Source organism: Paraburkholderia terricola, from assembly GCF_900142195.1.
Taxonomy (GTDB): domain Bacteria; phylum Pseudomonadota; class Gammaproteobacteria; order Burkholderiales; family Burkholderiaceae; genus Paraburkholderia; species Paraburkholderia terricola.
This window is the reverse complement of sequence record NZ_FRAB01000004.1, coordinates 183,628-210,502: the sequence shown is the minus strand read 5'-3', so window position 1 is coordinate 210,502 and position 26,875 is coordinate 183,628. Positions and strand designations below refer to the sequence as shown.

Genomic DNA, 26,875 nt, shown 5'->3' with positions numbered 1-26,875 from the left:
CGCGGAACCGACGCGGCGCACTCGCGGCGCACTTTATGCGCACACCGACGGGTCATCGCGCGTGGAACTGGAACGATAAAACTGCTAGGATGATAACGCAATTATCATCAACTGCTAACCTGATGTCCTCCAGCGAAACAGCGCCACTGACGGTGAACAGCGCGCCGCATCACGAGCCGCTCGCCATGCCGCCATGTCAACGAAATGGAAGATCGTCACCGGCTGGAGGCGGTTTCGGGATACTCTTCATCAGACACGCTGCCCGCTGAACAGAACCTTTGACGGTATTGGAGACAACGTCGATGGAACACGCGCAGTTCACCCCGCTGGTCATCCACTACGTGCTGCTCGTGATCGCGGGCTGGCTCGTCATCGGGGTCGCGGGGCTGGCAAGCCTGCGCCGCACCCGCGTGGTGGCGCACGGGCTGTTTCCAGCCGGCGCGGTGTTCGGGCTGCTGCTGTGCGGGCTCGGCCTCGCGGGCGTCTTTGCCGGTCCCCGGCAGATCGTCCTGCCGCTCGGGCTGCCGGACCTGCCCTTCCATCTTCGGCTCGACGGCCTGTCCGCCTATTTCCTGTGCGTGCTCGGCGTGGTGAGCACGGGCGTGAGCGCCTTCTCCGCCGGCTACTTCCGCAAGGGCGAGGGCACGCCGCCGGGCCTGCTGTGCTTCGAATATCACGTGTGCCTCGCGAGCATGGCGCTCCTCCTGCTCGCCGACGATGCCTATTGCTTCATGGTGGCATGGGAAACCATGACGGTATCGGCCACCTTCCTCGTCATGACCAACCACCGCTTCGCCGACATCCGCCGGGCGGCCTGGCTCTACTTCCTGATCTCGCACGTCGGCGCGCTCGCGCTGCTGCTGTGCTTCGGCCTGTTGCAAGCCAATACCGGCGACTACACGTTCGCCAACATGCGCGCGCAGCATCTGGACGTGTTCTGGGCGTCGGTCGCGTTTGTGCTGGCGCTGTTCGGCTTCGGCACGAAGGCGGGCATTGTCCCGCTGCACGTCTGGCTGCCCGAGGCGCATCCGGCGGCGCCCTCGCCGGTCTCGGCGCTGCTCAGCGGGTTCGTCCTCAAGGCGGGGCTGTACGGCGTGCTGCGCACGGTGTTCGATCTGCTGCACGTGCAGATTGCCTGGTGGGGCGTGCTCATGCTGATACTCGGGCTCTTCTCCGCGCTCTTCGGCGTCGTGTTCAGCGCGATTCAGACGGACATGAAGCGCCTGCTGGCGTACTCGTCGATCGACAACATCGGGTTGATGTTCGTCAGCATGGGGCTCGCGATCCTGTTTCGCGCGTACGGAATGACGGCGCTCGCCGCCTTATCGTTGACAGCCCTGCTCTATCAGATCGCGAGCCACGCCGCCTTCAAGAGTCTGCTGTTTCTCGGCACCGGTTCCGTGCTTCATGCCACGGGCGAGCGCAATCTCGGGCGCCTCGGCGGCCTGATCCGTTTCATGCCCTGGACCGCATGGGCCGCGCTCGTCGGCGCGCTTTCCAGCGCGGGGCTGCCGCCGTTGAGCGGCTTCGTCTCCGAATGGCTGTTGCTGCAAAGCTTCCTGTTCACGCCGGGTTTGCCGGACCCGTTCCTGAACATGGTGGTGCCGCTCGTCGCCGCGCTGATCGCGCTCGTGGCCGCGCTCGCGGGCTACACCATGGTCAAGTTCTTCGGCATCGTCTTTCTCGGCCAGCCGCGCGAGGCGAAGCTGAGCGAGGCCCGCGACGCCACGCCGTGGGAGCGGGTCGGCTTCGCATGGCTGGCCGCGATATGCGTGCTGCTCGGACTGCTGCCGGTGCAATTCGTGGCCGTTCTGGACCGCGTCACGCGGATGCTGGTGGACGCCGGCATCGGGCCGGCCGTCGCACGCAATGGCTGGCTGCTGCTCGCGCCCACTAGCGTGGACCGGGCCAGCTACATGCCGGCGGTGTTCCTGCTGTTCTTCCTTGCCTGTTGCGCGCTCGCGTGGCTGCTGGTGCGGCGTCTCTACCATGGGCGCCTGCGGCGGGCCGCGCCCTGGGCCTGCGGCTATCCGTTCGGGACCGCGCGCATGCAGGACACGGCGGAAGGCTTCGGGCAGCCGATCCGGGAAATCTTCGCGCCGCTCTTCAGGATCGAACGGCGGCTGCCTTCGCCATTCGACAGCCAGCCGATATACAGCGTGAGCGTGACCGATCGCGCGTGGGCGCTGATTTACGAGCCGCTCGAACGGCTGATCAAGCGCATCGCGGCGCTGGCCGGCTTGCTTCAGACGGGCCGCATCGCCGTCTATCTGATGCACAGCTTTCTCGTGCTGATCGTCCTGCTGATGCTGGTGAGACGATGATCACGCTCTCCGGATTGCTCTCCCAGGGCCTCGAAATCCTGCTCGCGCTCGCGGCAGCGCCGCTGTTGACCGGGTGGATCAACATCTGCCGCGCGCGCTTGCAGAACCGCCGTGCGCCGAGCATCTGGCAGCCTTACCGGATGCTTCACAAGCTGTTCAACAAGGAGTCGGTCGTCGCCGAACATGCGAGCCCGATTTTCCGCGGCGCGCCGTATGTCGTCTGGGCCTGCATGACGCTCGCCTGCGCGATCGTGCCGACGCTTTCCACCGATCTGCCCCTCTCGCCCGCCGCGGATGCGATCGCCCTGGTGGGCCTGTTCGCGCTGGCGCGCGTCGCGATCTCGCTCGCGGCGATGGACATCGGCACCGCGTTCGGCACGCTCGGCGCGCGCCGCGAGATGCTGGTCGGCTTTCTGGCCGAGCCGGCCCTGCTGATGGTGCTGTTCTCGGCGTCGCTGATCACGCAGTCGACCTTGCTGACCCGCATCGTCGCCACGCTCAGCCATCGCGAACTGGCGATCTATCCGAGCCTCGCGTTCGCGGGCATCGCGTTCACGATGGTGTCGCTCGCGGAGAACGCGCGCCTGCCGGTCGACAATCCGACCACCCACCTCGAACTCACGATGATCCACGAGGCGCTGATCCTCGAATATTCCGGCCGGCATCTCGCGCTGATGGAATGGGCCGCGAGCCTCAAGCTGTTCGCGTACTCGTGCATCGGCCTCGCGTTGTTCGTTCCCTGGGGCATCGCGGAGGCCGGCAGTCCGCTGGCGCTGCTGCTCGCGATACCGACGCTCTTCGTCAAGCTGTCGATAGGCGGCGCGGCACTCGCGATCGTGGAGACGACCAACGCCAAGATGCGCATTTTCCGCGTGCCGGAGTTTCTCGCCACGGCGTTCCTGCTGGCCGTCATCGGCATGCTGGTTCACTTTCTGCTGGGGGCGTGATGCACGGATTCGCCACGCAGATCATCAATTTCCTGGCCGCGATCCTGTTGCTGCTGTCGTTCGCGATGCTCAGCCAACGCCGCATCCTGTCGCTGATTCACCTCTATACGCTGCAGGGCGTGACGCTCGTGTCGGCGAACATGATCCTCGGATACGTGACCGCCGACGTGCACCTCTACATCTCCGCGGCGCTCACGCTCGTGCTCAAGGTCGGCCTGATCCCCTGGATACTCTATCGGCTCGTGCAGCGCCTGAACGTCAGGACGGACGTGGAGTCGCTCCTCAACATTCCCGCCACGCTGCTGATCGGCATCGTGCTCGTGATCGTCGCGTTCAACGTCGCCTCGCCGGTCAGCCAGCTCGCCTCGTCGGTGGCGCGCGGCACGCTCGGCATCGCGCTCGCCTGCGTGCTGCTGTCGTTCATGATGATGATCACGCGGGCGAAGGCGATTCCTCAGGTGATCGGCTTTCTATCGATGGAGAACGGCCTGTTCTTTGCCGCCGCCGCGGCGACCAACGGCATGCCGATGATCGTCGAACTCGGCATCGGACTCGACGTGCTGGTGGGCATCCTGATCCTCGGCGTGTTCATGTTCCAGATTCGCGAGCAGTTCGACAGCCTGGACATTCACCACCTCGAAAAACTAAAAGATGACTGAAGCCTGGGTCCTGCTGCTGGTTTTCGCCATCCCGCTTCTGGCGGGCGTCTGTCTTGCGCTCGTGGGCCAGCATCATGTCGCGGCGGAACTCAACGTCGGCTTCAGTTTCCTCACGTTCGCGGCGGCCGCGCTGCTCGCCGCGAAAACCGTGGCGCACGGGCCGGCGTTCGCGCTGGGCAAGCTGTTCTTCGTCGATCCGCTCAACGTGTTCCTCGTCGCGCTGACGGCCTTCGTCGGCTGGACCACGTCGATCTTTTCACGGCCGTACATGCGCATCGAGCGCGACCGCGGCAAGATGACGGCCCCGCGCATGCGTCTTTACCACAGCATGTATCAGCTGTTCATCTTCGCGATGCTGCTCGCGCTGCTCACCAACAACATGGGCATTCTGTGGGTCGCGATGGAAGCGGCCACGCTCGCGACGGTCCTGCTGGTGAGCGTCTATCGCACCGCGGCAAGCCTCGAAGCCGCGTGGAAGTACTTCATTCTGTGCGGCGTCGGCATCGCGCAGGCGCTGTTCGGCACGATCCTGCTCTACCTCGCCGCGAGCCGGCAACTGGGCGGCGGCGACGCGCTGCTCTGGACCAGTCTGAACGCGGTCAAGAGCAGTCTCGACCCGACCATCATTTCGCTCGCGTTCGTGTTCCTGCTGATCGGCTACGGCACCAAGGTCGGCCTCGTGCCCATGCACAACTGGCTGCCCGACGCGCACGCCGAAGGACCCACGCCGATTTCGGCCGTGCTGTCGGGGCTGCTGCTCAACGTCGCGCTGTATGCGGTGCTGCGCTGCAAGGTGCTGGCCGATGGCGCATTGCAGAACGGCCTGCCGGGACATCTGCTGGTCGGCTTCGGGTTGGTCTCGGTGCTGATCGCCGCTTTTTCGCTGTTCCGGCAGAAAGACGTCAAGCGGCTCTTTTCGTATTCGTCGATCGAGCACATGGGCTTGATGGCGTTCGCGTTCGGGCTCGGCGGTCCTATCGCAACGTTCGCGGGACTGCTGCACATGACGGTGCATTCGCTCGTGAAGTCCGCGATCTTCTTTACCGTCGGACACGCGGCGCAAAAGGCCGGCACCCAGGCGATCGACGACATCCGCGGCTTGTTGCGCGTGAGCCCGACTGTCGGCTGGGGCATGATGCTCGGCACGCTCGCGATTCTCGGCATGCCGCCGTTCGGCGTGTTCGCGAGCGAGTTCCTGATTCTCACCACGGCGATGCGCACGCTGCCGTGGGCCACGCCCTTCCTGCTGCTCGGACTGGCCGTGGCGTTCGCGGCCATCTTCGTGCGCGTGCAGGGCATGGTGTTCGGCGACACCACGGCCAAGGTGCTTGAACATCCGCCGGCGCTGCTGCCGGTGTTCGTCCATCTCGGCATGAGCTTGATGCTGGGACTCTACATTCCGCCTTATCTTGCGACGTGGTATCGGCAGGCGGCGGCCATGATCGCGGGGTGAACACATGCGCATCGAGGCATTCGGTCTTGCCAATCTCGTCCGCCTGGCCGGGTTCGCGGGCAAGTCGTCGGCGTTTCTCGCGCGCGTCGACGCCGACACGTGGACCCGCACCGCCACGACGGCGCGCGCAACAGGCGGCCGTCTGATTTCGTTGTGGGGCGCCGAGGAGGCGGCGGGCTCGTTCGCGATCTCCGCGGCCTATGCAGTGGAAGACGGCCTCCTGTGGGTTCAACTGCCGCTTCCATCGACGCCCGGCATCGAGGGCGGCTACCCGGACCTTTCGCCGATCTTTCCGTGCGCGGTGCGCATGCAACGCGCCGTGCACGATCTGCTGGGACTGCGTGCGATAAACGCCGGGGACGCGAGGCCGTGGCTCAATCATGGCAACTGGCCCGCCGATTATCATCCGCTGCGGAAGCTGCATTCCGGGACCGAACGGTTCGAGTCGCGCGAAGCGGACTATCCGTTCGTGGCGGTCGCGGGCGACGGCGTGCATGAGATCGCCGTGGGTCCGATCCACGCGGGTGTGATCGAGCCGGGGCACTTCCGTTTTTCAGTGGTCGGCGAGAAAGTGCTGCGACTGGAGGAGCGCCTGGGTTACGCGCACCGAGGCATCGAACGTTTATTCCAGCAAACGCCTCTGCTGCTCGGGCATCGTCTCGCGGGCCGGATCGCCGGCGACTCGACCGTCGCGTTCTCATGGGCGTATTGCATGGCGGTAGAACGGGCGCTCGGCGTGCTGATTCCGCCGCGCGCGCAATGGCTGCGTGCGCTGCTGCTCGAACGCGAGCGCATCGCCAATCATCTGGGCGATCTCGGCGCGCTCGGCAACGACGCCGGATTCGCATACGGCCTCGCGCAGTTCTCCCGTTTGAAGGAAGACTGGCTGCGGCTGAACCACCGCGTCTTCGGGCACCGCTATCTGATGGACCAGATCGTCCCCGGCGGCATCGCGGCGCAAATCGATGCACGCGCCGTCGCGGCGCTGCAAACGCAGTGCGATCAGATCGACGCGCAGGTCCGCGTGATGCAGCGTATCTACGACGATCAATCGGGACTGCAGGATCGCTTCGCGGGCGCGGGAATCCTTGCCGCGAAAGTGGTGGAGCACTTCAGCGTCTGCGGACTCGCCGCGCGTGCCAGCGGTCGGAAGATCGACGTTCGGGCCGATCATCCCTATGCGCCCTATCATGAAGTTCAGGTGCGCGTGATCAGCGACGAACGGGGTGACGTGGCCGCCCGCGTCATGGTCCGCTTCGGCGAGATCCATGAGTCGATCCGGCTCATCCACGCGCTGCTCGCCGATCTGCCGGACGGAGAGATTTCAGCGGCAATCGAACCGGAGGCCACGCCGGCGCGTGGCGTGGGCTGGATAGAAGGCTGGCGCGGCGACGTGTTCGTCGCACTCGAAACCGCCGGCGACGGCACCATCGCGCGCTGCCACTGCCATGACCCGTCGTGGCAGAACTGGCCCGCGCTGGAGCATGCGATCATCGGCAACATCGTTCCCGATTTCCCGTTGATCAACAAGTCGTTCAATCTGAACTACGCGGGGCACGACCTGTAATGTGGCAACTCATCAAACAGATGGCGAGAACCGACACGCCAACGCTGCGCGTGCCCGAAGGCGACGACGCGTGGCGCACGGAAAGCCGGCGGCTTCAGCAGGACATCCTCGACGTGCTCGGCCGGGCGCTGTGCATCCGCGAGATCGATGCGGGTTCCTGCAACGGGTGCGAGCTCGAAATCCACGCGCTCAACAATCCCTATTACAACATCGAGGGCCTGGGCATTCGCTTCGTCGCAAGCCCGCGTCATGCGGACATGCTGCTCGTCACCGGTCCGCTCACGCTCAACATGAAGGAAGCGGTATGGCAGGCCTACGAGGCGACGCCTCATCCGAAACTGGTCGTTGCCGTCGGCGAATGCGCGTGCACGGGCGGCATGTTCAAGGACAGCTACGCGGTGTGCGGGCCGCTCTCGAAGCTTCTTCCCGTCGACGTGACGATCCCCGGCTGTCCGCCGCCGCCCATCGACATTCTGAGGGGCATCCTCACCGCGCTTCGTGCCCAACGCGCGCCTGTTCCGCCGTGATCGAGGCGCACGTCGGACATCGTCATTTCCCAGTAGCTTCGCAACACATCACCGCATGACACCTATCAAATTCATCCTGCGTTACACCGTAGTGCCGTTGATGGCGATCATCGCCGTCGTGAGCTGGGCCTTGTTTCATTCATCCGCCGAAATCGACGCGCGTCAGTACGCGGCGCTCTCGGCGGCCTACGCGAGCTTCCCTGTGCCACTCAGGCATGACGTCGCCGATGCAATGAAATCCGGGAAGCTGCACAAATGGGATTATTCGTCGCTGGTGCGCGAATCGCTCGACGACGGCGTGGTGCTCGACTGGCCGCAACAGCAGACGGCCGACGTGGCGCAGGAACGAGCGAGGCTCGCTGCGCTCGTGCGCGCCGACCGGTTCTGATTTTCTGATTCGGGCTGCCCGCGCCGGCGGCCGACCGTTACCGCGCGAGGGACAGCGACAGCGGCAGCGGCAGCGGCAGCGCGATCACAATATCGCGGGCGTGTCCGGCAATTCGTTTATGAAGTCGCGCTGCGCGGGAAAGTGCTGCTTCAGAAGCTGCGCGATCGCCTGAATCCCGCCGATCGCTCCGTCGCGGTAGGCTCCCTGGCGGAAAGCCTCTTCCATCGTGTGGCAAACCGCCTGCCATTGCACTTCACCGACCTTCGCATGCACGCCGCGATCGGCGACGATCTCGACGTCGCGGTCGGCAAGCAGCACGTAAATCAACACGCCGTTGTTGTGCTCGGTATCCCAGACGCGCAATTGCGAGAACACTTCCACGGCACGGTCCCGCGCCGATTGCCCGTTGAAGAGCGCGAGGCTCGGCAGCGCGCCTTCGATGGCGAAGCAGACCTCGCCGGCGTGTTGCGCATCGCATGCCTTGATCGCCTCTTCGATCGCGGCCAGCGTGTCACGAGAAAACGCCGCGTTGACCTTCGCATGGGTGGTCAAGAGATGCTTGAGGATTCGCTGGATGTTCATCTCACCACCTGCCCGACGCGCCACCGCCGCCAAAACCGCCGCCGCCGCCGCCGAATCCGCCGCCGCGGCCGCCGCGCCCCGACCCGCCGCCACGACGCCCGAGACCGTATGCGCCGACGTAGCTTCCGATCCCGCCGCTGGTGAGCGTCAACACGAAGGCGATCACGCCGGCCGCGATCGTCGCGAGAAGGCCGGCCGCCAACAGCCAGGTGATCACCGCCACGCCGACGCCCGCGACCGCGGCGCCGGGCAAGCGTCCGAACATGGCGCGCAGCACGCCGCCGAACACGATCGCCACCATGAAGATAACCGGCGCATAGCGCCAGATGTTGGGCGGCTCACCCGCGTTGCGGGATTGCGGGGGCGGCAACGACTCGCCGTCGGCCACCCGGATCATCTGATCGACTCCCGCGTTGATGCCGCCATAGAAGTCGCCCTGGCGGAATCGCGGCACGATGATTTCATTGATGATCCGATTGCTGACCGCGTCGTTGAGCGCGCCTTCGAGGCCATAACCCACCTCGATGCGCAGCGCGCGGTCATTCTTCGCGACGATCAGCAACGCGCCGTCGTCCACCTTCTTGCGCCCGAGCTTCCATTGCTCGACCACGCGCATCGAATATTGCTCGATGGTCTCCGGTTCGGTGGTGGGCACGATCAGCACCGCGATCTGCGTGCCCTTCCTGCTTTCGAAGGCCTGCAGTGTCTGTTCGAGCGCGCCTGCCTGCTCGCGGGTGAGCGTGCCGGTCTGGTCGGTGACGCGTGCCGTCAAGGGCGGCACCGCGACCTCGGCCATCGCCCCCGAGGCGCCCCACAGCGCGACGCCGATCAGCAACGCCATGAGGGCTTTGAGCGCATTCAATTGGCGGCTCCCGACGCCGGCTGAGCCTTACCCGGCGCGGCGCTGAAGTCGACCCGCGGCGGCCTGGCGATTTCCTGCTCGTTGGCGACCGAAAAGTTCGGCTTCTCCTGATAGCCGAACGCCTTCGCCGTGAGATTGGAGGGGAACGACCGAATGGTGACGTTATAGGCCTGGACCGCCTGGATGTACCGGTTGCGGGCGACGGTGATGCGGTTCTCCGTGCCCTCCAGTTGCGCTTGCAGATCGCGGAAATTCGCGTCCGATTTCAATTGGGGATAGTTCTCCGAGACAACCAGTAGCCGCGAGAGCGATGAAGTGAGTTGGCCCTGGGCGGCCTGGAACTTCGCGAATTCCTCGGGATTGTTGAGCACCTCGGCGGTAGCCTGAACCGAGCCGACGCGAGCCCGTGCTTCAGTCACCTGGATGAGCACGTCCCGTTCCTGGGCCGCGTAGCCCTTGACCGTGTTCACCAGATTCGGCACCAGGTCCGCACGCCGTTGGTACTGATTGACGACTTCCGACCAGCTCGCCTTGATCTGTTCATCCTGAACTTGCAGCGTGTTGTAGCCGCAACCCGCGAGGCTTAGCGCAAGCAGCGCAGCCAGGACCCGCCATACCTTGCGCATTCTGTTTCTCCAGTGTTCTGTCGGCATTTCGATGATAGACCAAACAGTGGGGCATGCGGTTTGGATATGCCGTGCGTTGGCCGATGCTTGCACCCTCCATGCTGCGATCGCCCCCGCCTGCGCAATTTGACCTGGCTCAACGAATTGTCAGTGCCGCGCCGCCGGGATCATCCCGTTGCGCGGCGACTGTATCGCGCGAATGGCCTTACGGCTGAGTGGCCCACTTCTGAGGCGCCGCTTCCAGTCGCGCCAGATTGCGCGCAATCGTTGCTTCGCTCGGCGGATAGTCGGCGCCACCGGACGGGATCAACCCCGCGCGCCGCGCTTGAATCAGTTCCTGCAAGACCTCATCCCGGGTCTTTCCTCGCGGCGCCTGGGCAACCGGAGTGATCGCGGTCGTCACATTCGATGACGACGGGCTCGCGCTGCTCGCCGGCGGCAACGCGGTCGAAACCGAGGCTTTAGGGTAGTCGTGGTCGGCATCAGCGAACGCGGACGTGGCGAGCGTTGCGGCAATCAGCGCGGCAACGATAGAGATGGATTTGGACGACATGGTTACTTTTCTCCTGAACGACGCGGAACCGGTAAGAGTTGATTCCGAACAGGTTCCATTCTGGAGTGCGGCGTCTGAACGACCGGTGACGGCGAAATGACTATTTGGTCATCCGAACAACAAGGCGTTCGCCGCGCCAACGTCAGTCGATGTCGATCGGCCGATAGCACCGAGCCCGTCGTGCGCGGCGCAAAAAAAAGGACCCGAGATCATGCCCTCGGGTCCCGTAAAAGATGGCCGTACCTCGGGCCGATCAAGGAATACATGCGGCCTTCATCGACCCGGCGGCGATGACCATCTGCGTGGACGTGAAACAAAAAACGCGTTGAAACGAACTACGACGCGCCGGGCAGCGGACTCGAAACCAGCACCGCAGCCACGACCAGCACACCGGCCAACACCACCGACTCGACATGCAGCACCGCGGCGAAGCGTTTCAAAGGCTTCACCGGCAAGGCGGACGAGACATTCTTCAGCGACGCGAGCAGTGTCGGCATCTCGAAGAAACGATTGTGCCCGCCGAGGGCGGCCGCCACGAACACCAGCGCGAGTTTCAGCATGAGCATCTGCCCATAGCCGGACTCGAGCAGTCCCTCCGGCGACCGGACGCCGCGCCAGCCGTTATAGGCGCCCGTGATAAACAGAACAACCAGCGCAAGCGTCGCGGCATCCGACAGGGACTGGATATACGCGGCGCTATTCACGCGCTCGCTGCCCGGCGCGTTAAAGAAACGTGGCGCGACGATATACGTGGTCACCAGCACGAGCCCGACCCACGCACTGATCGCAAGCAGGTGGATCCAGTCCGCCCATACCGGCAGACTGAAGGCGCCGGCATCCACAGGATGTCCGCCGTTGCTGCGGGCCAGCGCGACGCCCGCCAGCGCCAGCCAGATTGCCGGCACGAAGCGGATCGACTTGCCGGTCTGCATAAACGAAAGAACCACCACGCATGACATGAGCACGGCCCCGGCGAACCATGCGTGACCGAACCCGGTCTCGACGAGCATCGAGCGCACCGCGGGCCAGGCTTCGACAAGCGTGGACTCGCTCATCAACGCGCAATGAATCCAGAAGGCAAACGTACTGGACAGCAGTGTGCTGACAGACGCGATACGCAATGCGCCGACGAGCCGCCGGCTCACGCCCACCTGCCACGTGGACGTGCTGCGCGCGAGCCATCGGTCGCTGAGCATCACGCCGACGACAACCGCAAAGCCGAGGTTTTGCAACGCAACGAACGCGAGCCGCAGGACGCCGAGGAGACCGTCGTTCATCACTTCACCTGAAACGCGTACGTGCCCTTGGTCTTGTGGGCGTCTTGCGTCATGACCGCCCACTGCACGGAGTAAGTGCCGGACGCGAGCTTCGGCAGCGCAACGGTCAGCATCCGCGGATTCGCCGCGTCGACCTTGGCCTTCTCCTTGCTCACGGTCGCGCCCTTCGCGTCCGACACCTTCACCGTGCTGAAGGTGGCCTCCAGGTCTTCGTTGAAGGTGAGCCGCAGCGCGTCGGGCGCCGCATCGACGGTGCTGCCGGACGCGGGCACGGCGCTCTCCAGCTTGCCGTGCGCGAACGCCGCCGTGGGCACGAACGCGACGGCGGTCGCCGTGGCCAGTCCGAGTAGTTGTTTGCGAGTGAATATGTTCATGTTCTTGTGCATCCTGATGATCGAAATAGGCGTAGCCCCTGTGACGGGGCACCCTGCGAATCCTTACTTCTTTTGCAGCTTCGCCACCGTCAGCGCGCCGTCGACTTCCTCAGCCACGAAGTCGATTTTGTCGCCGGGCTTGACCTGCGAAATCATGGCGGGGTCCTTGACCTTGAACACCATCGTCATCGCGTCCATGCCCAGATTGTCCAGCGGGCCATGTTTGATGGTCAGCTTGCCGGCCGACGTGTCGACCTTCTTGACCTCTCCGTGCGACATCCCCGCTTTCGCGTCGCCGCCCTGCTTCGCGGCGCTGCCGCCCATGTCCATGTTGCCCATGTCGCCGGCCGCATAGGCCGATGCGGAAACGGCCAATGCGCAGCCAAGCGCAATCGATGCCAATACGTTCTTCATCACTCTTTCTCCTGCGTTGAAATGAAAAGTTGAGCCGGACCGCCCGGTCCGGCGACACAAAAAATCAGCTATCCGGCAACTCGCCGGTGTATTCGTAAGCAACCGTTCCCTTCGGGTGCCGATACCAGCCGGGGTCGCGATAATCCTTGCGCCCCAGTCCCTCGCGAACCTTCACGACCGTGAACATGCCGCCCATTTCCAGCGGACCGAACGGGCCGGTGCCGGTCATCATCGGCAGCGTGTTGTCGGGCAGCGGCATTTCCATCTCGCCCATCGCGCCGCCCGTGCTGCCCATTGCCATGTAGTCCGGCACGAGCTTGTTGATGCGTTTGGCGAGATCCTTTTGCGGCACGCCGATCAGGTTCGGCACCTGATGGCCCATCGCATTCATCGTGTGATGCGACTTGTGGCAGTGAAACGCCCAGTCGCCGGGACGGTTGGCCGTGAATTCGATGGCGCGCATCTGGCCGACCGCGACGTCGGCCGTGACCTCCGGCCAGCGCGCGGCAGGCGGAATCCAGCCGCCGTCCGTGCCCGCGACCTCGAAGTGATAGCCGTGCAGGTGGATCGGGTGATTGGTCATCGTCAGATTGCCGAAGCGGATGCGCACGCGGTCTCCCGCACGCACCGGCAACGGGTCGATGCCCGGAAAGACCCGCGAATTCCAGGTCCACATGTTGAAGTCGGTCATCTCGTTCACGCGCGGCGTGAAGCTGCCCGGATCGATGTCGTACGCGGACATGATGAACACGAAGTCGCGGTCCACCTGCATGACGCCGGGGTCTTTCGGATGGACGATGAAGGTGCCCATCATCCCCATCGCCATCTGCACCATCTCGTCGGCATGCGGGTGGTACATGAAGGTGCCGTGCTTCTCCAGCTGGAACTCGTAGACGAACGTCTTGCCCGGCGGAATATGCGGCTGCGTGAGGCCGCCGACGCCATCCATGCCCGAGGGCAGCAGCATCCCGTGCCAGTGAACCGTGGTGTGCTCCGGCAGCTTGTTGGTCACGAAGATGCGAACCTTGTCGCCTTCCACCGCCTCGATGGTGGGGCCCGGCGCCTGGCCGTTGTAGCCCCAGAGGTTCGCCTTCATGCCCGGCGCCATTTCGCGCACCACCGGCTCCGCGATCAGATGGAACTCCTTCCAGCCGTTCTTCATGCGCCACGGCAACGACCAGCCGTTCAGCGTGGCCACCGGCGTGTACGGACGGCCATTCGGCGGCGCGAGCGGCGGCTGCGTGGTGGCTTTGCTCATGATGGGCGCTTCGGGCAGCGAGGCCGCGCCGGCCTTGCTGACGAGCGCCGCGCCCAACAGCGCGGCCCCCGAGCCGCCAAGAAAATTTCGACGTGACAGCATGTCATTTACCTTCGGAATGTGTGGACGACGCGGGTTGCGCCGCCGGCGCCGCTGGCGCGGCTTGTTCTGATTGCGCCGAAGCCACCGCGAGCGGCGGCAAACGGCCGCCGACCGCCTGCTGCAAGTCGGTTTCCGCGAGCCAGTAGTCCTTCAGCGCATCGATATAGCTGTTCACCGCGCCGACCTGGTCACGCGAATCGGCGAGCAGTTCGAACACGCTCGCGAGCATGCCGTTGTAGCGAAGCATCAGTTCATCGGAAATGGTTTTGCGGATCGGCACGACCTCGTCGCGATAGTGCTTGGCCACGTCGTAATCGGTCACGTAGGCCGAATACGATTCGCGGACCTCCGAGCGTGCGTTGATCGCAGTTTCGGCGACGCGATTGGCCGACTGCATGTAAATCGCCTCGGCCCGCGCCACCTTGGAGCTGCCCCAGTCGAAAAGAGGAATCTCGACGCTGATCTCGTAGCCTTGCTCGCGGCCGTCGGAAGTCGTGAAGTTGTTCTGATACCCGACGTCCAGCGCATTGATGAAGCGCGTCGCCTTGCTCAAGCCCAGCGAGGACGCGACGCTCTGCGTTTGCAGCTTCGCCGCCTGGATGTCCAGCCGGTTTTGCATCGCAAAGCTTTCCAGGTCGTTCAACTCGGGGCGCGCTTTCGGCAGATCGGGCAGGCGCTCGGGCAGCGCGTACTGCGTGCCGGGACCCCACAGACCCATCGTGCGCGTGAGCTTTTCGCGCGCGGACACCGACTGCTGCCGCGTTTTCGCCAGTTGCGCGACGGCGTCCGCATAGAAGGCCTGCTCGCGAGCGTAGTCGAGCCTGCTGAAGTTGCCCGCCTGTTGCATCCGCAACGCCAGCTCGGCGCCGGCCTCCGCCGAATCCTTCACCTGCGCGGCATAGGCCGCGGCCTGCTCGGCGGCCACCGCGCCGATGTAGGCTCGTCGCGCGTCGGCGGCCACCTTGAGCATCGCGTCCGCGGCGAGCAGCTTCGTCTGTTCGAAGCGGCGGCTCTCGATCTTCGTCGCGAGCGGCAGCGTCAGGACGCCCAGCACGCCGAGCGTGAACGTGCGGCTGATGCTCAGTTCGTTGCCGCCGTGCGTGCGGCTGAAGCTGAAACCGGGATTCGGCAGACGTCCGGCCTGCACGAGATCAGCCTCCGAAATGCCGAGCTCCGCGTAGGAGGCTTGCAAGCCGCGGTTGTTCAGCAACGCGATCTGGACCGCGTCGTCCATGCTCAAGGGCTTGGCCAGCAGTTCCTGGGTTCGCTTCGCGACGGCGTCCCGGTCCTCGTCGGTTTTCACCAGCACCGCGTCTTTCGCAAGACGTTCGGAGGCGGTCGTCGATACGGTATTGAAGCCGCCGTCTTTCGAAAATGTCGTGCAGCCGGCAAGCAAGGTCAGCGCAACGGCGAGCGCCGCGATGCGGCCGCCCGAAAAAAGTGGCGAGCTCATTTGGCCGGTCCCTCGTGGGTGCTGTGTTCGTGTTCGCTGGGTGGTTTGTGTTCTTTGTGTTCGCCGTCGTTGCCGCGTTCGTTGGAACTGGCCCCGGCGCCGGCGGCCGGCTTCGCGCCGTGGTTCATCCCTTTCATCGCCGATGAATTCATCACCGCGCGATTGAGTTCCTGCCAGCTGGGCGCAGGTTCGTCCCGGTAGGCCCGATAGTCCGCAAAGACGGACGGCGTGCTGAGCGCCGGCACCGACGCGAAGGCGTCGGACGGGTCAGGATGTGGGGTGTCGGCTTGCACGAGCGCCGGCAACAATGCCGCCGCGCCGAGCAGCGCCGCGATAAACATTCGCATGATTTTTTCTCGTCGTCAGTCACCTGGATGGCCGAAGCACGGCCTTCAGGACGAAATTGCGCATCGCAGCCGAGGCCGCGACGAAGGGCTAGACGAGGGAGATGCGGGGAGGTCGTTCGATGCCGCTCGTCAGAAACGACGCGACGTGGACCGAGGGAGGAAGAGGAACCGCGAAGTGAGCGATGCCGGCGGGCGCCGCCACGGCGGGAAGCGCAAGCAAGCCGACGCCCAGACAGCAGGACGCGCAGGTCCCGCAACTGTGCGCATGAGGCGCGCCGCGGTGTTGGTGGCCGTGATCGTCGTGATCGCCGCCGTCGGCCATCGTCAGCTCATGCATATGATGATCGTGAGCGGGGGCGTCCATCTCGGCATGCTGCATGGGCGCAACTTCGCTCCTGATATGCGATGACTCGCATTTCAGGGAGACGGCCGCGAACGCCTGAACCGGAAGGCTTAGCATGAGCAGCACGATGACGAAGAGTTTGCGCCAATACGACATGGAAATGGAGTCTAGCACGCAGTTTGGGAGGGCCGTAAGGCTGGAATCGGTGCTGATACGGCCGTCGCGCAGGAAAAGCGGCAACGGCTCAACGCAGATACGCCTCGAAGCTTAATTGCGTCAGCGTGACGACGGCATGGCTGCAACATGACCAAATTTTCAGACTCGATCGAAGATGAACAAACTGTCATTTTGCCGCCATGTTCGATCCACCTTTCGCCCACTACGCTGCGTGCACTAGACTCGTCGTGTCGGAACCGGCGACCGGCGACCGGCACATACCTACTACACCACCACCTGCCATGCGGATACTCATAGTCGAAGACGAACCGAAAATGGCGTCCTATCTCCGCAAGGGGCTGACGGAGGCAAGCTACACGGTCGACCTCGCCGACAATGGCAAGGACGGCCTCTTTCTCGCCTTGCACGAAGACTTCGATCTGATCGTGCTCGACGTGATGCTGCCTGAGCTGAATGGTTTCCAGGTGCTCAAGCGGCTGCGGGAACAGAAGCAAACGCCCGTTCTGCTCCTGACGGCGCGAGACACGGTGGAAGACAAGGTCGAAGGCCTCGAACTCGGCGCCGACGACTACCTCTCGAAGCCCTTCGCCTATGCGGAGTTTCTCGCTCGCATCCGCTCGCTGTTGCGACGCGCACCGCGTGGCGCGCGCGACGTGCTGCTCATTGCCGACCTGGAAGTGGATCTGATCAAGCGCCGGGTCCATCGGGGAGGCACTCGCATCGACCTCACCGCCCAGGAGTTCGCGCTGCTTCAGTTGCTGGCCGAACGCCAGGGCGAGGTGCTCACGCGCACGTTCATCACGTCGCAGATCTGGGACATGAACTTCGACAGCGACACCAACGTGGTGGACGTAGCCGTGAAACGCGTGCGCGCCAAGATCGACAACTCGTTCGACAAGAAACTGCTGCACACCGTGCGGGGCATGGGTTATGTGCTCGAGGACCGCTCGTGACGACGGTGGCCGGCCGTCGTTCGCCCCGTTCCTATTCGTTGCTGAAACGGTTGACGCTCGCTTTCTCCGCCGCCGCGATCGTGGTGTTCGCGCTGACGGGTGCATTCCTGTACAACGCGCTGTCGACCGAGTTGCAACGACGCGATGACATCGAAATCACCGGCAAGCTCAGCCAGTTTCTACAGTTGGCGCGAGACGCCGGTTCAACTCGGGCCTTGCGGGGTAACCCGTCCGTGTTCCACGAGGTGTTGCTGTCTCATCCGGGCGTCTATCTCGCCATTTTCGACCGGCGAGGCACGCTCCTCCTTCAGCATTCCGACGAGCCGTCGGCGAACCTCTGGCTTGCGCCCGCCGCGCATCGTGCGAACGAACCGTACACCTGCGGGCCGGCCGGCATCGGTCCGGCGCGCTGCGTATTCGCCGACGAAACGCTGCCGTCCGGCGAATCGGTTCACGTGCTGCTGGTTCGCGCGGCCGCCGAACGGCAATCGCTCCTGGAAAGCTATCGGATCGACATCTGGCTGGCGGTCGCGGTCGGGGCGGCGCTGGTCGGCGCGTTGGGTTATGCGGTCGCGCGGCGCGGCTTTTCACCGGTCAAAAGCATCGGGAGGCAAACCTCGCGCATCGAGGCTCACAATCTGAGCGAGCGGCTGGATATTCAGGGAGGACCGATCGAGCTTCAGGACATCGCGTTCTCCGTCAATCGCATGCTCGACCGTCTCGAACGCGCGTTCGTGCGTCTCTCGCAGTTTTCGTCCGACCTCGCGCACGACATGCGCACACCGCTCGCCAACGTGATCAGTTCGTCGCAAATCACGTTGTCGCGCCCCCGAACCACCGACGAATACGAAGCGCTCATCGACTCGAATATCGAGGAATGCGAGCGGCTTCAACGGATGATCGAGAGCATGCTGTTTCTCGCGCGCACGGACAACGCGCAGCAGCACATCAAGATGGTGGAACTCGACGCCGAAAGCGAATTGCGCCGGCTCGCGTCTTATTTCCAGGGACTCGCCGAGGAAGCGGGTGTGCATTTCGTCGTGCAAGGGAACGCTCGGCTGTTCGCGGACGCGACGCTCTTGCGCCGCGCAGTGAGCAACCTGATATCGAACGCGCTCGACCATGCGTTTGCCGGGACCGCGGTTGAACTCAGCTTGTACGATTCGCCGAAATATGTCGCGATCGAAGTCGCCAATCATGGGCCGGCGATTCCTCAGGAACATGCCGACCGGATTTTCGAGCGCTTCTATCGGGTCGATGCCGCGCGGCACGGTTCGGCGCGCAATGCGGGCTTGGGTCTTGCCATCGTCAAGTCGATCATGGAATTGCATCGCGGCAAGGTCGACGTCGCGAGTTCAGTTGATCGCACGACCTTCACGCTGTATTTTCGGCGGGAGATTGCGGTCTGAATGCGACGCGCGCGGCTGCTTGACTTTACCGTCGTGGGAAGGTTCAAACTGAGTGTTCTGTTTGATTACCGGAGCAAAAAAATGGAATTCCAGGTGAAGGACATGTCATGCGGCGGATGCGCCAATTCGATCACCCGCGCGGTCACTCATGCCGATCCCGCAGCGAAGCTCGAGATCGATGTCGCCGCCAAAGTCGTGAAAATCGATTCGGCGTTGCCACCCGAGCGTCTGCTCGCCGTGATCGAAGAGGCGGGATTTCATCCGACGCTCGGCGCGTAGCATCGGCATCAGCGCCACGCGTGCTGAAAATGACTCATCCAAGGAGTTTGAAGATGAAAAAGCTTTACGTCCTTCGCACCGTATCTCTTTGCATGGGCCTGGCATTCGGCGTCGCGACATTTTCCGTCTCCGCGCAACAAGGCGCATCGATGCACGGGATGGATATGTCCGCCTCCGCGGATGCAGGCTCGAATTCCTCGACCTCGGCCTTCGAGAAAGCGGACAAGGAGATGATGGCGAAGATGAGCTCGCCGCCCTATACCGGAGATGCCGATAAGGACTTCGTGTCGCATATGATTCCGCACCACGAAGGCGCCATCGAGATGGCCAAGGTGCAGTTGAAATATGGCAAGGATCCCGAGCTGAGGCGCCTGGCAAAGAACATCATCAAGGCGCAGCATGATGAAATCGCGTTCATGCAACGGTGGCAGGCGAAGCACGGCGGGAAGTGACGAAACCGCGTCATCCTCCAACGCTGTCCACGCGCTATTTTCCCGCTCAGGCTGTCGTCAGTTGCTGACGCAGCAAATGCCGACCGAATATCCGCCAATGGTCGGTTGCTTGCTCCAGCTAGCGCAACCGCTCAAACACAAGGCGAGACAGATAATCGCGATTTTCATTTTGTGCCCCCGGGTTAATGGAACGGGATTGTAATGTCTGTTACCGGGCAGCGCTGAGTCGGCAACGAAGGGACGCTTTATTTTTTACAGCACCAGCCGAACTGATGGAACCCATCGGCGGACCACAAAAGGAAAAAGCCCCGTAAGCGGTTAGACTTACGGGGCTTTTTGTTCCGCTTTGGCGGAGACGGAGGGATTCGAACCCTCGATCCAGGTTTTGGCCCAGATGCTCCCTTAGCAGGGGAGTGCCTTCGACCTCTCGGCCACGTCTCCCAAACTTTCGGTCGCGCAGGGAGTCAGCGCGACGAAGCCAAGATAATAGCGGGCCGAACCGCGAAGGTCAATGTCTACCGCACAGTTTTCGTGCCAGATTCGTCACCGCCAACGCAATTCGTTCACATTGGCCGCGCGCACCGCAGAAACCACCAAAGCGGCGTGTTCGTGCGCCTCGCGGTTGCCGGCAAATTACGCCTGATCCAGTTCGAATGCCTTATGCAGCGCGCGCACGGCGAGTTCCATGTACTTCTCGTCGATCAGCACCGAAATCTTGATTTCGGAGGTCGAAATCATCTGGATGTTGATGCCCTCTTCCGACAGCGTGCGGAACATCGTGCTAGCGATACCCACGTGCGAACGCATGCCGACGCCGACCACCGAAACCTTCGACACTTTCGGGTCGCCCAGCACCTGCTCGGCCTGCACATGACCCTTCACCTGGCCGGTGAGGATATCCATCGCGCGCTGATAGTCGCCGCGGCCGACCGTGAACGTGAAAGCCGTTTTGCCTTCGACGCTCTGGTTCTGGATGATCATGTCGACGTCGATATTCGCGTCCGCCACCGGACCGAGAATCTGATACGCGATGCCCGGCTTGTCGGGCACACCCATCACGGCGATGCGAGCTTCGTCGCGCTGAAACGCGATGCCCGAGATGACTGCTTTTTCCATGGTCTCGTCTTCTTCAAAAGTAATCAGGGTGCCCGACTTCATTTCAGCGTCGAGCGGTATCAGCGGATCGGTCAGGCTCGACAGCACGCGCGTCTTAACCTTGTATTTGCCGGCGAATTCCACCGAGCGGATCTGCAGCACCTTTGAACCCAAACTGGCCATTTCCAGCATTTCTTCGAACGTCACGCGATTGAGGCGACGCGCTTCTTCCACCACCCGCGGGTCGGTCGTGTAGACCCCGTCGACGTCCGTATAAATCAGGCACTCATCGGCTTTCAACGCAGCCGCGACCGCGACCGCCGACGTGTCCGAACCGCCGCGGCCGAGCGTGGTGATATGACCGTCGGGGTCGATGCCCTGAAAGCCCGTGATCACCACCACCTTGCCCGCGTCGAGATCGCGCAGCACGCGCTCGCCGTCGATTTCGCTGATGCGCGCTTTAGTGAACGCGCTATCCGTCTTGACCGGCACTTGCCAGCCGGCGTAGCTGACCGCCTCGACGCCGGCTTCCTGCAGCGCGATGGCGAGCAGACCGGAGCTGACCTGCTCGCCGGTGGCGGCGATCATGTCGAGTTCGCGCGGGCTCGGCTGGCCGGTGATTTCTTTCGCGAGACCGAGCAAGCGGTTCGTTTCGCCGGACATTGCCGACGGCACGACGACCATCTTGTGGCCGGCCTTGTGCCATTTCGCTACGCGCCTGGCGACGTTCTTGATGCGCTCGACCGAGCCCATCGAGGTGCCGCCGTATTTATGTACGATGAGTGCCATTGTCGTTCTGAACTGGAGGAGAAACCGCGCTGGCGCGCTGGAGACGACCGCACACAAGCACGACAGCGCAACGTTTCTGGAACGACGGCAAAGTGTGTGGCGGCGTAGATGCAGCGCGCGTGCAGCACGCGCGGATTTGCCCGTGAATGATCGCTAATGGCTTACCGGAAACTACGCAACACGATCGGCAAAACGACAAAAGCGACGGCAAAAGCGGGCCGGGCAAACAAGCTAAAGTACCCGATCGGGCGTAAAAAGACAAGCCGAAACGGCCGTCGCGAGACTCGGAATACGGGCTGCAAAGGCTTATTTCATGCGGTTTTGCGCCCTGTTTCGGGATCCGTCGCAGCGACAACCGGGATGTCCGACCGGCCGGTCAGGCAAGCAGCAGGTCTTCGCGCCACATGATCGTGACGCGCGGTTCAGCCACGTTCGCGTCTTCAGGCAAGGCCGCGCGGTTGACTCCGAGCAAGGGCACGAACAGCAATTCGTCGCCGACGTAAAGCAGTGGCACGTCGCGTTTCCACGCGGGAATGCCGCGCTCCTGGAACAGGTTCTTCAAGGTCCGGCTCGGCGCGTCCGGTAAAGCGCCTTTGCGCATGCGCTCACCGCCACTGCGCGGGCGCACGCTCAACACAGCGCGGCGCAAAACGCTTGTGGGAATCGTGTCGGTGTCGTCCTGAGTTGCCGCGGCATCGGTAGGAGCAGCGGCATCGGCGAACACGAACGTGCCACGCCATTGCGGCAAGCGCCAGGCCGCCTCCCCTTGCCACGCTAGTTCGCTCACGGCACGCGCGGCGAGCGCGGTTTCGTCGGCGGGTTCGCTGCTATCGCCCGCTTCCCAATAGACGAGGCCGCGATAACTGCGCAACGCATGACCCGCGTGATCGATCCGCAGACTATGCCCTTCGCCCGCTTCACCCACTTCGCGCAGTTGACGCAGCGCGTCGGCAACTCGCGCGCTCGACGCGGCCACGAGTCCTAGCGTGCGCATCCAGTAACGCATCAGGTTGAGCGCGCGATCGTCGTCGAGCGCGAGCAGCACGTCGTGCGCGAGCGCGCGGCCTTCGTCGCGTGACGCCGTCTCCATGTCGATGCGCGCGAGCGCGTCGAGCAGACGCTGCGCCGACGCGGCATGCGCCGCCGTGCGTGCAAGCGCATCGCGAAAACCAGGAAAGTGGACGGCCAGCGTCGGCGTCACTTCATGGCGCAATGCATTGCGAGCGTAGCGTGTATCCGCGTTCGATTCGTCGTCGATCCAGCGCAGCGCGCGAGCGTTCGCATACTGCTCGAGTTGCGCGCGCAGCAGATGAAGCAAAGGCCGCACGCGCAGTGCCGACGCACCCGCCGGCAAGTACTCCGGCGCCATCGCCGCGAGACCCGCGAGGCCCGCTCCCCGCAGCAGTTGCAGCAAGACGGTCTCAGCCTGATCGTCCGCGTGCTGCGCGAGCCATAGCGAGTGAATACCGCGTGCCGCGCACATGGCGTCCAGCGCACGATAACGCGCATCGCGCGCCGCGGCCTCGACGCTCACGCCCGAATCGTGCGCGACCTGGACGCGCTGAGCCTCGAATTCGACGCCGCGCTCGCGCGCGAACGCCTCGCAATGCGCGAGCCATTCGTCGGCGCGCGCGCTCAAGCCGTGATGCACGTGCAGCGCCACACAACGCGACGCGCCGGCCACGCGCACAACCGCATCGAGCAGCACGCTCGAATCGACGCCTCCGCTCAACGCCACCGCGATGCGCGCGCTTGCAGGCAACGCGGACAGCGCAACGCCGACCGCATCGAGAACGAGGCGGTCGGCGGGAGAGTCGGCGGTGGAGGTCACGTCGTTAGCGCGCGAAGCGCCGAAAGTGAACGCGCGCGGGCTTAGGCACCCGGCGTCGTTTCCTTGAACTTGCCGTACGACATCAGCCGTTCGAAACGGCGTTGACGCAGGTCGTTGATGCTCATGCCCTGGAACTGGCGCAGCGAGTCGGCGAGTGCGCGGCGCAGCATGGCGGCCATGCCCTTCGGATCGCGATGCGCGCCGCCGAGCGGCTCGTTGACGATCTTGTCGATCAGGCCGAGCGCCTTCAGACGATGCGCGGTCAGGCCGAGCGCTTCCGCCGCCTCGGGCGCCTTGGCGGCGCTCTTCCACAGAATCGACGCGCAGCCTTCCGGCGAGATCACAGAATATGTTGAAAATTGCAGCATCAGCACACTGTCGCCAACGGCGATCGCGAGCGCGCCGCCCGAACCGCCCTCACCGATGATCGTGGCGATCAGCGGCGTTTTCAGCTCAGCCATCACGTACAGATTGCGGCCGATCGCTTCGGACTGGCCGCGCTCTTCCGCGCCGATGCCGGGATACGCGCCCGGCGTGTCGATGAACGTGAAGATCGGCAAGCCGAACTTCTCGGCAAGACGCATCAGACGCTCCGCCTTGCGATAGCCCTCGGGACGCGGCATGCCGAAATTGCGCAGCGCGCGCTCCTTGGTGTCGCGCCCCTTCTGGTGGCCGATCACCATGCAGGCCTGCCCGTTGAAACGCGCGAGGCCGCCGACGATCGACAGGTCGTCCGCATAATTGCGGTCGCCGTGCAACTCATGGAAGTCGGTGAACAGCTCGTTCACGTAGTCGAACGTGTACGGGCGTTGCGGATGGCGGGCGATTTGCGAAACCTGCCAGGGTGTGAGGTTCGCGTACAGATCCTTGGTGAGCTGTTGACTCTTCTTGGACAGCCGCTCGATCTCTTCCGAAATATCGACGGCCGAATCGTCCTGCACGAAGCGCAATTCTTCGATCTTCGCTTCGAGTTCAGCGATCGGCTGTTCGAAATCCAGAAAGGTGGTCTTCATTGTTTGTAATCCTTGGACTTACCGGCAGCGCGTATTCTAACCGCGCCCGCCGATATCAAAACCATCTCGCAACTATCAATTTTTTACAATTGATAGTTTCTGAAAGGCGTCACTTCCTGTTTTTCAGTAATCGACCGGCAATGGATCAAGACTACGCCACATATACCAGGTGGCAACGGTGCGCCACGGCTCCCAGTTTGCCGCGACCTCGCGCGCCTCGCTACGCGTAACCGGTTCACCGCTGAAGTAGTTGACGCTGATCGCGCGGATCAGGCCCAGGTCGTCGAGCGGCAGGACGTCCGGGCGCGACAGGTTGAAGATCAGGAACATCTCCGCGGTCCACCGGCCGATGCCGCGAATCTGCGTGAGCTCGGCGATCACCGCCTCGTCTTCCATCGAGGTCCACTTGCCGACGTGCAATGCCCCGGAGACGAAATGCTGCGCGAGATCGAGCACATACTCCGCCTTGCGCTTGGACAACCCGCACGCGGTGAGCTTTTCCTGACCGAGCTTGATGAACTGCTGCGGCACGAGCTTCGAACACGCCGCCTCGACTCTTGCCCAGACCGCTTGTGCGGACGCCACCGAAATCTGCTGCCCGACCACCGAACGCGCAAGCGTGACGAACGGATCGCCACGGCTCAGCAAATGCACCGGGCCAAATTTCGGAATCAGTTTCTTCAGAATACGATCGCGCTTGACGAGGTCCGCACACGCCTTGTCCCAATACGCCGGACGCGTGACTTCAGGCGTGAGGCCGCCGATCTGCACCGGCACCGCCACTTCGGTTGCGCTGGCGGCTGGCCCGCCCGCATTCGAGGACACGCGCGTCTTGCGCACGACTTCGCCTTCGTGCGTGTCGCGCGCGAGTTCCTGCACGTCGCCCGCGAGTTCGGGCGGCAAGGCACCATTGCTTTTTGCCCGCACTGTACGCGACGGCGTTTTGGCGCGCTTCGCCACAGGCGCATGGGCATGCGCCGATGCGCCGTTGAGCGCGCGTTTGACGGCGGCCTTTTTCGTTGCGCCCGCCGCTGCGCTCGCGCCGGTCTTCGCCGGCGCTCCAGCGGCTTTCGACGATACTTTCTTCACCGCGCTGCTGCCCGCGCGAGCCGACGTTCGTGTCGACTTTGCCGCGGCTGCCGCGTTTGTTTGAGACGTGGCTCGTTTAGCCGGCGTCTTCGTGGCCGTTGCCATCCTGCCTCCTGCCTGGCGAGTCGATCAAAGGGAAGCTCGAGGTGCGCTCACACGCGCCGCCACTCGGTCAATCCGCCGGGTTTGTCTTCAAGTGCAACGCCGGCCTCGAGCAATTCCGCCCGGAGCCGGTCTGCTGCCGCATAGTCCTTCGCCTGCTTGGCGGCCACGCGCGCGGCGATCTTCGCTTCGATCGCGGCGGCGTCGAGCGCGCCTTCGGCTGCTGCCCCCGCTGCCTGCTGCAGGTATGCACGCGGCTCGCGGCCGAGCAGTCCGATCACCCGCCCGAGCGAGCGCAACTGACGGGCCAGCGCGGGGTCGCGCGTGCGGTTTACTTCAGTTGCCAACTCAAACAGCACCGATACCGCAACCGGCGTGTTGAAGTCGTCGTTCATTGCTGCCTGGAAACGCTGCGCATGCGCTTCGTTCCAGTCGAGCGCGGCGCCGTCCGGCGTGACGTCCTTCAGTGCGGTGTACAAACGCGTGAGGGCGTTGCGGGCGTCGTCGATATGCACGTCGCTGTAATTTAACGGCGAACGGTAGTGCGCGCGTGCGATAAAAAACCGCACGACCTCGGCATCGTACTGCGCCAAAACTTCTCGAATCGTAAAGAAGTTATTCAACGACTTCGACATCTTCTCATTGTCGATCTGCACGTAGCCGTTGTGCATCCAGTAATTGACGAAGGTTTGGCCGGTAGCGGCTTCACTTTGCGCGATTTCGTTTTCATGGTGCGGAAACTGCAGGTCCTGCCCGCCGCCATGAATGTCGAAACGCTCGCCGAGCAACGTGCAGCCCATCGCCGAGCATTCGATATGCCAGCCGGGACGGCCGCGCCCGTACTTCGAATCCCAGCCGGTGTCGGCGGGCTCGTCGGGCTTCGCCTGCTTCCACAGCACGAAGTCGAGCCGGTCTTGTTTCGCGTCGTTGGCCGCGACGCGCTCGCCGGCGCGCAGGTCTTCGAGCGACTTGCCCGAGAGCTTGCCGTAGCCCGCGAACTTGCGCACCGCGTAGTTCACGTCGCCGTCGCTCGCCTGGTACGCGTAGCCGTTCGCCTCGAGCGTCTCGATCATGCCGAGCATCTGCGGAATGAAATCGGTGGCGCGCGGTTCGAGGTCCGGCCGCTCGATGCCGAGCGCGTCCGCGTCTTCATGCAACGCGTTGATGAAGCGGTCGGTCAGTGATTTGATCGTCTCGCCGTTCTCGACCGCGCGCCGGATGATCTTGTCGTCGATATCCGTGATGTTGCGCACGTAGGTCACTTCGTAACCGAGCGTGCGCAACCACCGCTGCACGATATCGAACACGACCATCACCCGCGCATGACCGACGTGACAATAGTCGTACACGGTCATCCCGCAGACGTACATCCGCACGACGCCCTCTTGCAGCGGCACGAAAGTTTGCTTGTCACGCGCGAGCGTGTTGTAGATGCGCAGTGATTCCATAGAGAGCGGTGCGTGGGCCGAAAGAAATCCGCAATGTGTTTCGTGCCGCGGCTTGGTACATGACGTGCCCCGCGAAAAGACGACGGGTGCGCTCTGTACAGCAACACGCACAGCAGCAAACCGGTGCACCTGGTGCGGCGCTCGGGCTGCAAGTCAGGTTGCGCTCAGTCTACGATCAAGGC

The 26,875-nt window shown here is 63.6% G+C and carries 27 protein-coding genes and 1 tRNA gene; 11 read left to right on the top strand and 17 right to left on the bottom strand.

Annotated features, from left to right (window positions below; translation table 11 throughout):
• The first annotated feature begins 302 nt into the window (after window positions 1-302).
• From hyfB to BUE39_RS05505, 7 genes are read left to right on the top strand one after another with little or no spacing between them, the layout of a single operon-like run.
• The gene (gene hyfB, locus BUE39_RS05535) at window positions 303-2,324 is read left to right on the top strand and encodes a hydrogenase 4 subunit B (RefSeq protein WP_073427635.1); all 2,022 of its coding nucleotides are present in this window, start codon (window positions 303-305) and stop codon (window positions 2,322-2,324) included.
• On the top strand, window positions 2,321-3,271 hold the full coding sequence (locus BUE39_RS05530; protein WP_073427634.1) for a respiratory chain complex I subunit 1 family protein: 951 nt from the start codon (window positions 2,321-2,323) through the stop codon (window positions 3,269-3,271). The genes hyfB and BUE39_RS05530 overlap by 4 nt, the downstream gene beginning before the upstream one ends.
• Window positions 3,271-3,930 carry a formate hydrogenlyase gene (locus BUE39_RS05525; protein ID WP_073427633.1) on the top strand — a complete coding sequence of 220 codons (660 nt, stop codon included), beginning with the start codon at window positions 3,271-3,273 and terminating at the stop codon, window positions 3,928-3,930. The genes BUE39_RS05530 and BUE39_RS05525 overlap by 1 nt, the downstream gene beginning before the upstream one ends.
• On the top strand, window positions 3,923-5,383 hold the full coding sequence (locus BUE39_RS05520; protein ID WP_073427632.1) for a hydrogenase 4 subunit F: 1,461 nt from the start codon (window positions 3,923-3,925) through the stop codon (window positions 5,381-5,383). The genes BUE39_RS05525 and BUE39_RS05520 overlap by 8 nt, the downstream gene beginning before the upstream one ends.
• A gap of 4 nt (window positions 5,384-5,387) precedes the next feature.
• On the top strand, window positions 5,388-6,950 hold the full coding sequence (locus tag BUE39_RS05515) for a hydrogenase large subunit (protein ID WP_073427631.1): 1,563 nt from the start codon (window positions 5,388-5,390) through the stop codon (window positions 6,948-6,950).
• On the top strand, window positions 6,950-7,477 hold the full coding sequence (locus BUE39_RS05510; protein ID WP_073427630.1) for an NADH-quinone oxidoreductase subunit B family protein: 528 nt from the start codon (window positions 6,950-6,952) through the stop codon (window positions 7,475-7,477). The genes BUE39_RS05515 and BUE39_RS05510 overlap by 1 nt, the downstream gene beginning before the upstream one ends.
• Before the next feature lie 55 nt (window positions 7,478-7,532).
• The gene (locus BUE39_RS05505) at window positions 7,533-7,865 is read left to right on the top strand and encodes a hypothetical protein (protein WP_073427629.1); all 333 of its coding nucleotides are present in this window, start codon (window positions 7,533-7,535) and stop codon (window positions 7,863-7,865) included.
• 84 nt (window positions 7,866-7,949) lie between these two features.
• On the opposite strand, the gene BUE39_RS05500 is transcribed toward BUE39_RS05505, so the two are convergent.
• From BUE39_RS05500 to BUE39_RS05450, 11 genes are all read right to left on the bottom strand, one after another.
• Window positions 7,950-8,447 carry a TPM domain-containing protein gene (locus tag BUE39_RS05500; protein WP_073427710.1) on the bottom strand — a complete coding sequence of 166 codons (498 nt, stop codon included), beginning with the start codon at window positions 8,445-8,447 and terminating at the stop codon, window positions 7,950-7,952.
• Window position 8,448: 1 nt separating this feature from the next.
• Window positions 8,449-9,309, bottom strand: a complete 861-nt coding sequence (locus BUE39_RS05495; RefSeq protein WP_073427628.1) for a TPM domain-containing protein — start codon at window positions 9,307-9,309, stop codon at window positions 8,449-8,451.
• A complete protein-coding gene (locus BUE39_RS05490) occupies window positions 9,306-9,935 on the bottom strand; it encodes a LemA family protein (RefSeq protein WP_073427627.1) in 630 nt (209 codons plus the stop codon). The genes BUE39_RS05495 and BUE39_RS05490 overlap by 4 nt, the downstream gene beginning before the upstream one ends.
• A 205-nt stretch (window positions 9,936-10,140) precedes the next feature.
• Window positions 10,141-10,488: a DUF4148 domain-containing protein gene (locus tag BUE39_RS05485; protein ID WP_073427626.1), complete on the bottom strand. Its 348-nt coding sequence runs from the start codon at window positions 10,486-10,488 to the stop codon at window positions 10,141-10,143.
• Window positions 10,489-10,823: 335 nt separating this feature from the next.
• Entirely contained in the window at window positions 10,824-11,765 is a 942-nt protein-coding gene (locus tag BUE39_RS05480) for a copper resistance D family protein (RefSeq protein WP_073427625.1), read from the bottom strand.
• Complete coding sequence (gene copC, locus BUE39_RS05475; protein ID WP_073427709.1) at window positions 11,765-12,139, bottom strand: copper homeostasis periplasmic binding protein CopC; 375 nt, start codon at window positions 12,137-12,139, stop codon at window positions 11,765-11,767. The genes BUE39_RS05480 and copC overlap by 1 nt, the downstream gene beginning before the upstream one ends.
• A gap of 63 nt (window positions 12,140-12,202) precedes the next feature.
• On the bottom strand, window positions 12,203-12,553 hold the full coding sequence (locus tag BUE39_RS05470; protein WP_073427624.1) for a copper-binding protein: 351 nt from the start codon (window positions 12,551-12,553) through the stop codon (window positions 12,203-12,205).
• A 64-nt stretch (window positions 12,554-12,617) separates the two neighbouring features.
• Window positions 12,618-13,913, bottom strand: coding sequence for a copper oxidase (locus tag BUE39_RS05465; protein WP_073427623.1), 1,296 nt, complete (start codon window positions 13,911-13,913; stop codon window positions 12,618-12,620).
• Between the two features lies 1 nt (window position 13,914).
• Entirely contained in the window at window positions 13,915-15,366 is a 1,452-nt protein-coding gene (locus BUE39_RS05460) for a TolC family protein (RefSeq protein WP_073427622.1), read from the bottom strand.
• Window positions 15,363-15,707, bottom strand: a complete 345-nt coding sequence (locus tag BUE39_RS05455) for a hypothetical protein (RefSeq protein WP_310129111.1) — start codon at window positions 15,705-15,707, stop codon at window positions 15,363-15,365. Before BUE39_RS05455 ends, BUE39_RS05460 begins: the two co-directional genes overlap by 4 nt.
• Window positions 15,708-15,801: 94 nt before the next feature.
• Window positions 15,802-16,296, bottom strand: a complete 495-nt coding sequence (locus BUE39_RS05450; RefSeq protein WP_318268085.1) for a hypothetical protein — start codon at window positions 16,294-16,296, stop codon at window positions 15,802-15,804.
• A gap of 218 nt (window positions 16,297-16,514) precedes the next feature.
• Between BUE39_RS05450 and BUE39_RS05445 the strand changes: the two genes are divergently transcribed.
• The 4 genes from BUE39_RS05445 (at window position 16,515) to copM (ending at window position 19,326) form a co-directional block, all read left to right on the top strand.
• A complete protein-coding gene (locus BUE39_RS05445) occupies window positions 16,515-17,186 on the top strand; it encodes a heavy metal response regulator transcription factor (protein ID WP_073427619.1) in 672 nt (223 codons plus the stop codon).
• Window positions 17,183-18,595 (top strand): heavy metal sensor histidine kinase, encoded by a 1,413-nt coding sequence (locus tag BUE39_RS05440; RefSeq protein ID WP_374710262.1) that lies wholly within the window; start codon window positions 17,183-17,185, stop codon window positions 18,593-18,595. Before BUE39_RS05445 ends, BUE39_RS05440 begins: the two co-directional genes overlap by 4 nt.
• A gap of 81 nt (window positions 18,596-18,676) precedes the next feature.
• A complete protein-coding gene (locus BUE39_RS05435; RefSeq protein WP_073427706.1) occupies window positions 18,677-18,874 on the top strand; it encodes a heavy-metal-associated domain-containing protein in 198 nt (65 codons plus the stop codon).
• Window positions 18,875-18,927: 53 nt separating this feature from the next.
• The gene (gene copM / locus BUE39_RS05430) at window positions 18,928-19,326 is read left to right on the top strand and encodes a CopM family metallochaperone (protein WP_327083062.1); all 399 of its coding nucleotides are present in this window, start codon (window positions 18,928-18,930) and stop codon (window positions 19,324-19,326) included.
• A 347-nt stretch (window positions 19,327-19,673) separates the two neighbouring features.
• On the opposite strand, the gene BUE39_RS05425 is transcribed toward copM, so the two are convergent.
• The 6 genes from BUE39_RS05425 to cysS form a co-directional block, all read right to left on the bottom strand.
• A tRNA-Ser gene (locus BUE39_RS05425) sits at window positions 19,674-19,767 on the bottom strand.
• Window positions 19,768-19,959: 192 nt separating this feature from the next.
• Window positions 19,960-21,210 carry an aspartate kinase gene (locus tag BUE39_RS05420; RefSeq protein WP_073427618.1) on the bottom strand — a complete coding sequence of 417 codons (1,251 nt, stop codon included), beginning with the start codon at window positions 21,208-21,210 and terminating at the stop codon, window positions 19,960-19,962.
• A gap of 376 nt (window positions 21,211-21,586) precedes the next feature.
• A complete protein-coding gene (gene tilS, locus BUE39_RS05415; RefSeq protein ID WP_073427617.1) occupies window positions 21,587-23,041 on the bottom strand; it encodes a tRNA lysidine(34) synthetase TilS in 1,455 nt (484 codons plus the stop codon).
• Window positions 23,042-23,082: 41 nt separating this feature from the next.
• Window positions 23,083-24,054, bottom strand: a complete 972-nt coding sequence (locus tag BUE39_RS05410) for an acetyl-CoA carboxylase carboxyltransferase subunit alpha (RefSeq protein WP_007181378.1) — start codon at window positions 24,052-24,054, stop codon at window positions 23,083-23,085.
• A 123-nt stretch (window positions 24,055-24,177) separates the two neighbouring features.
• Window positions 24,178-25,248, bottom strand: coding sequence for an endonuclease III domain-containing protein (locus tag BUE39_RS05405; protein ID WP_073427616.1), 1,071 nt, complete (start codon window positions 25,246-25,248; stop codon window positions 24,178-24,180).
• Window positions 25,249-25,295: 47 nt separating this feature from the next.
• Window positions 25,296-26,693, bottom strand: a complete 1,398-nt coding sequence (gene cysS, locus BUE39_RS05400; RefSeq protein ID WP_073427615.1) for a cysteine--tRNA ligase — start codon at window positions 26,691-26,693, stop codon at window positions 25,296-25,298.
• Window positions 26,694-26,875: the final 182 nt, after the last annotated feature.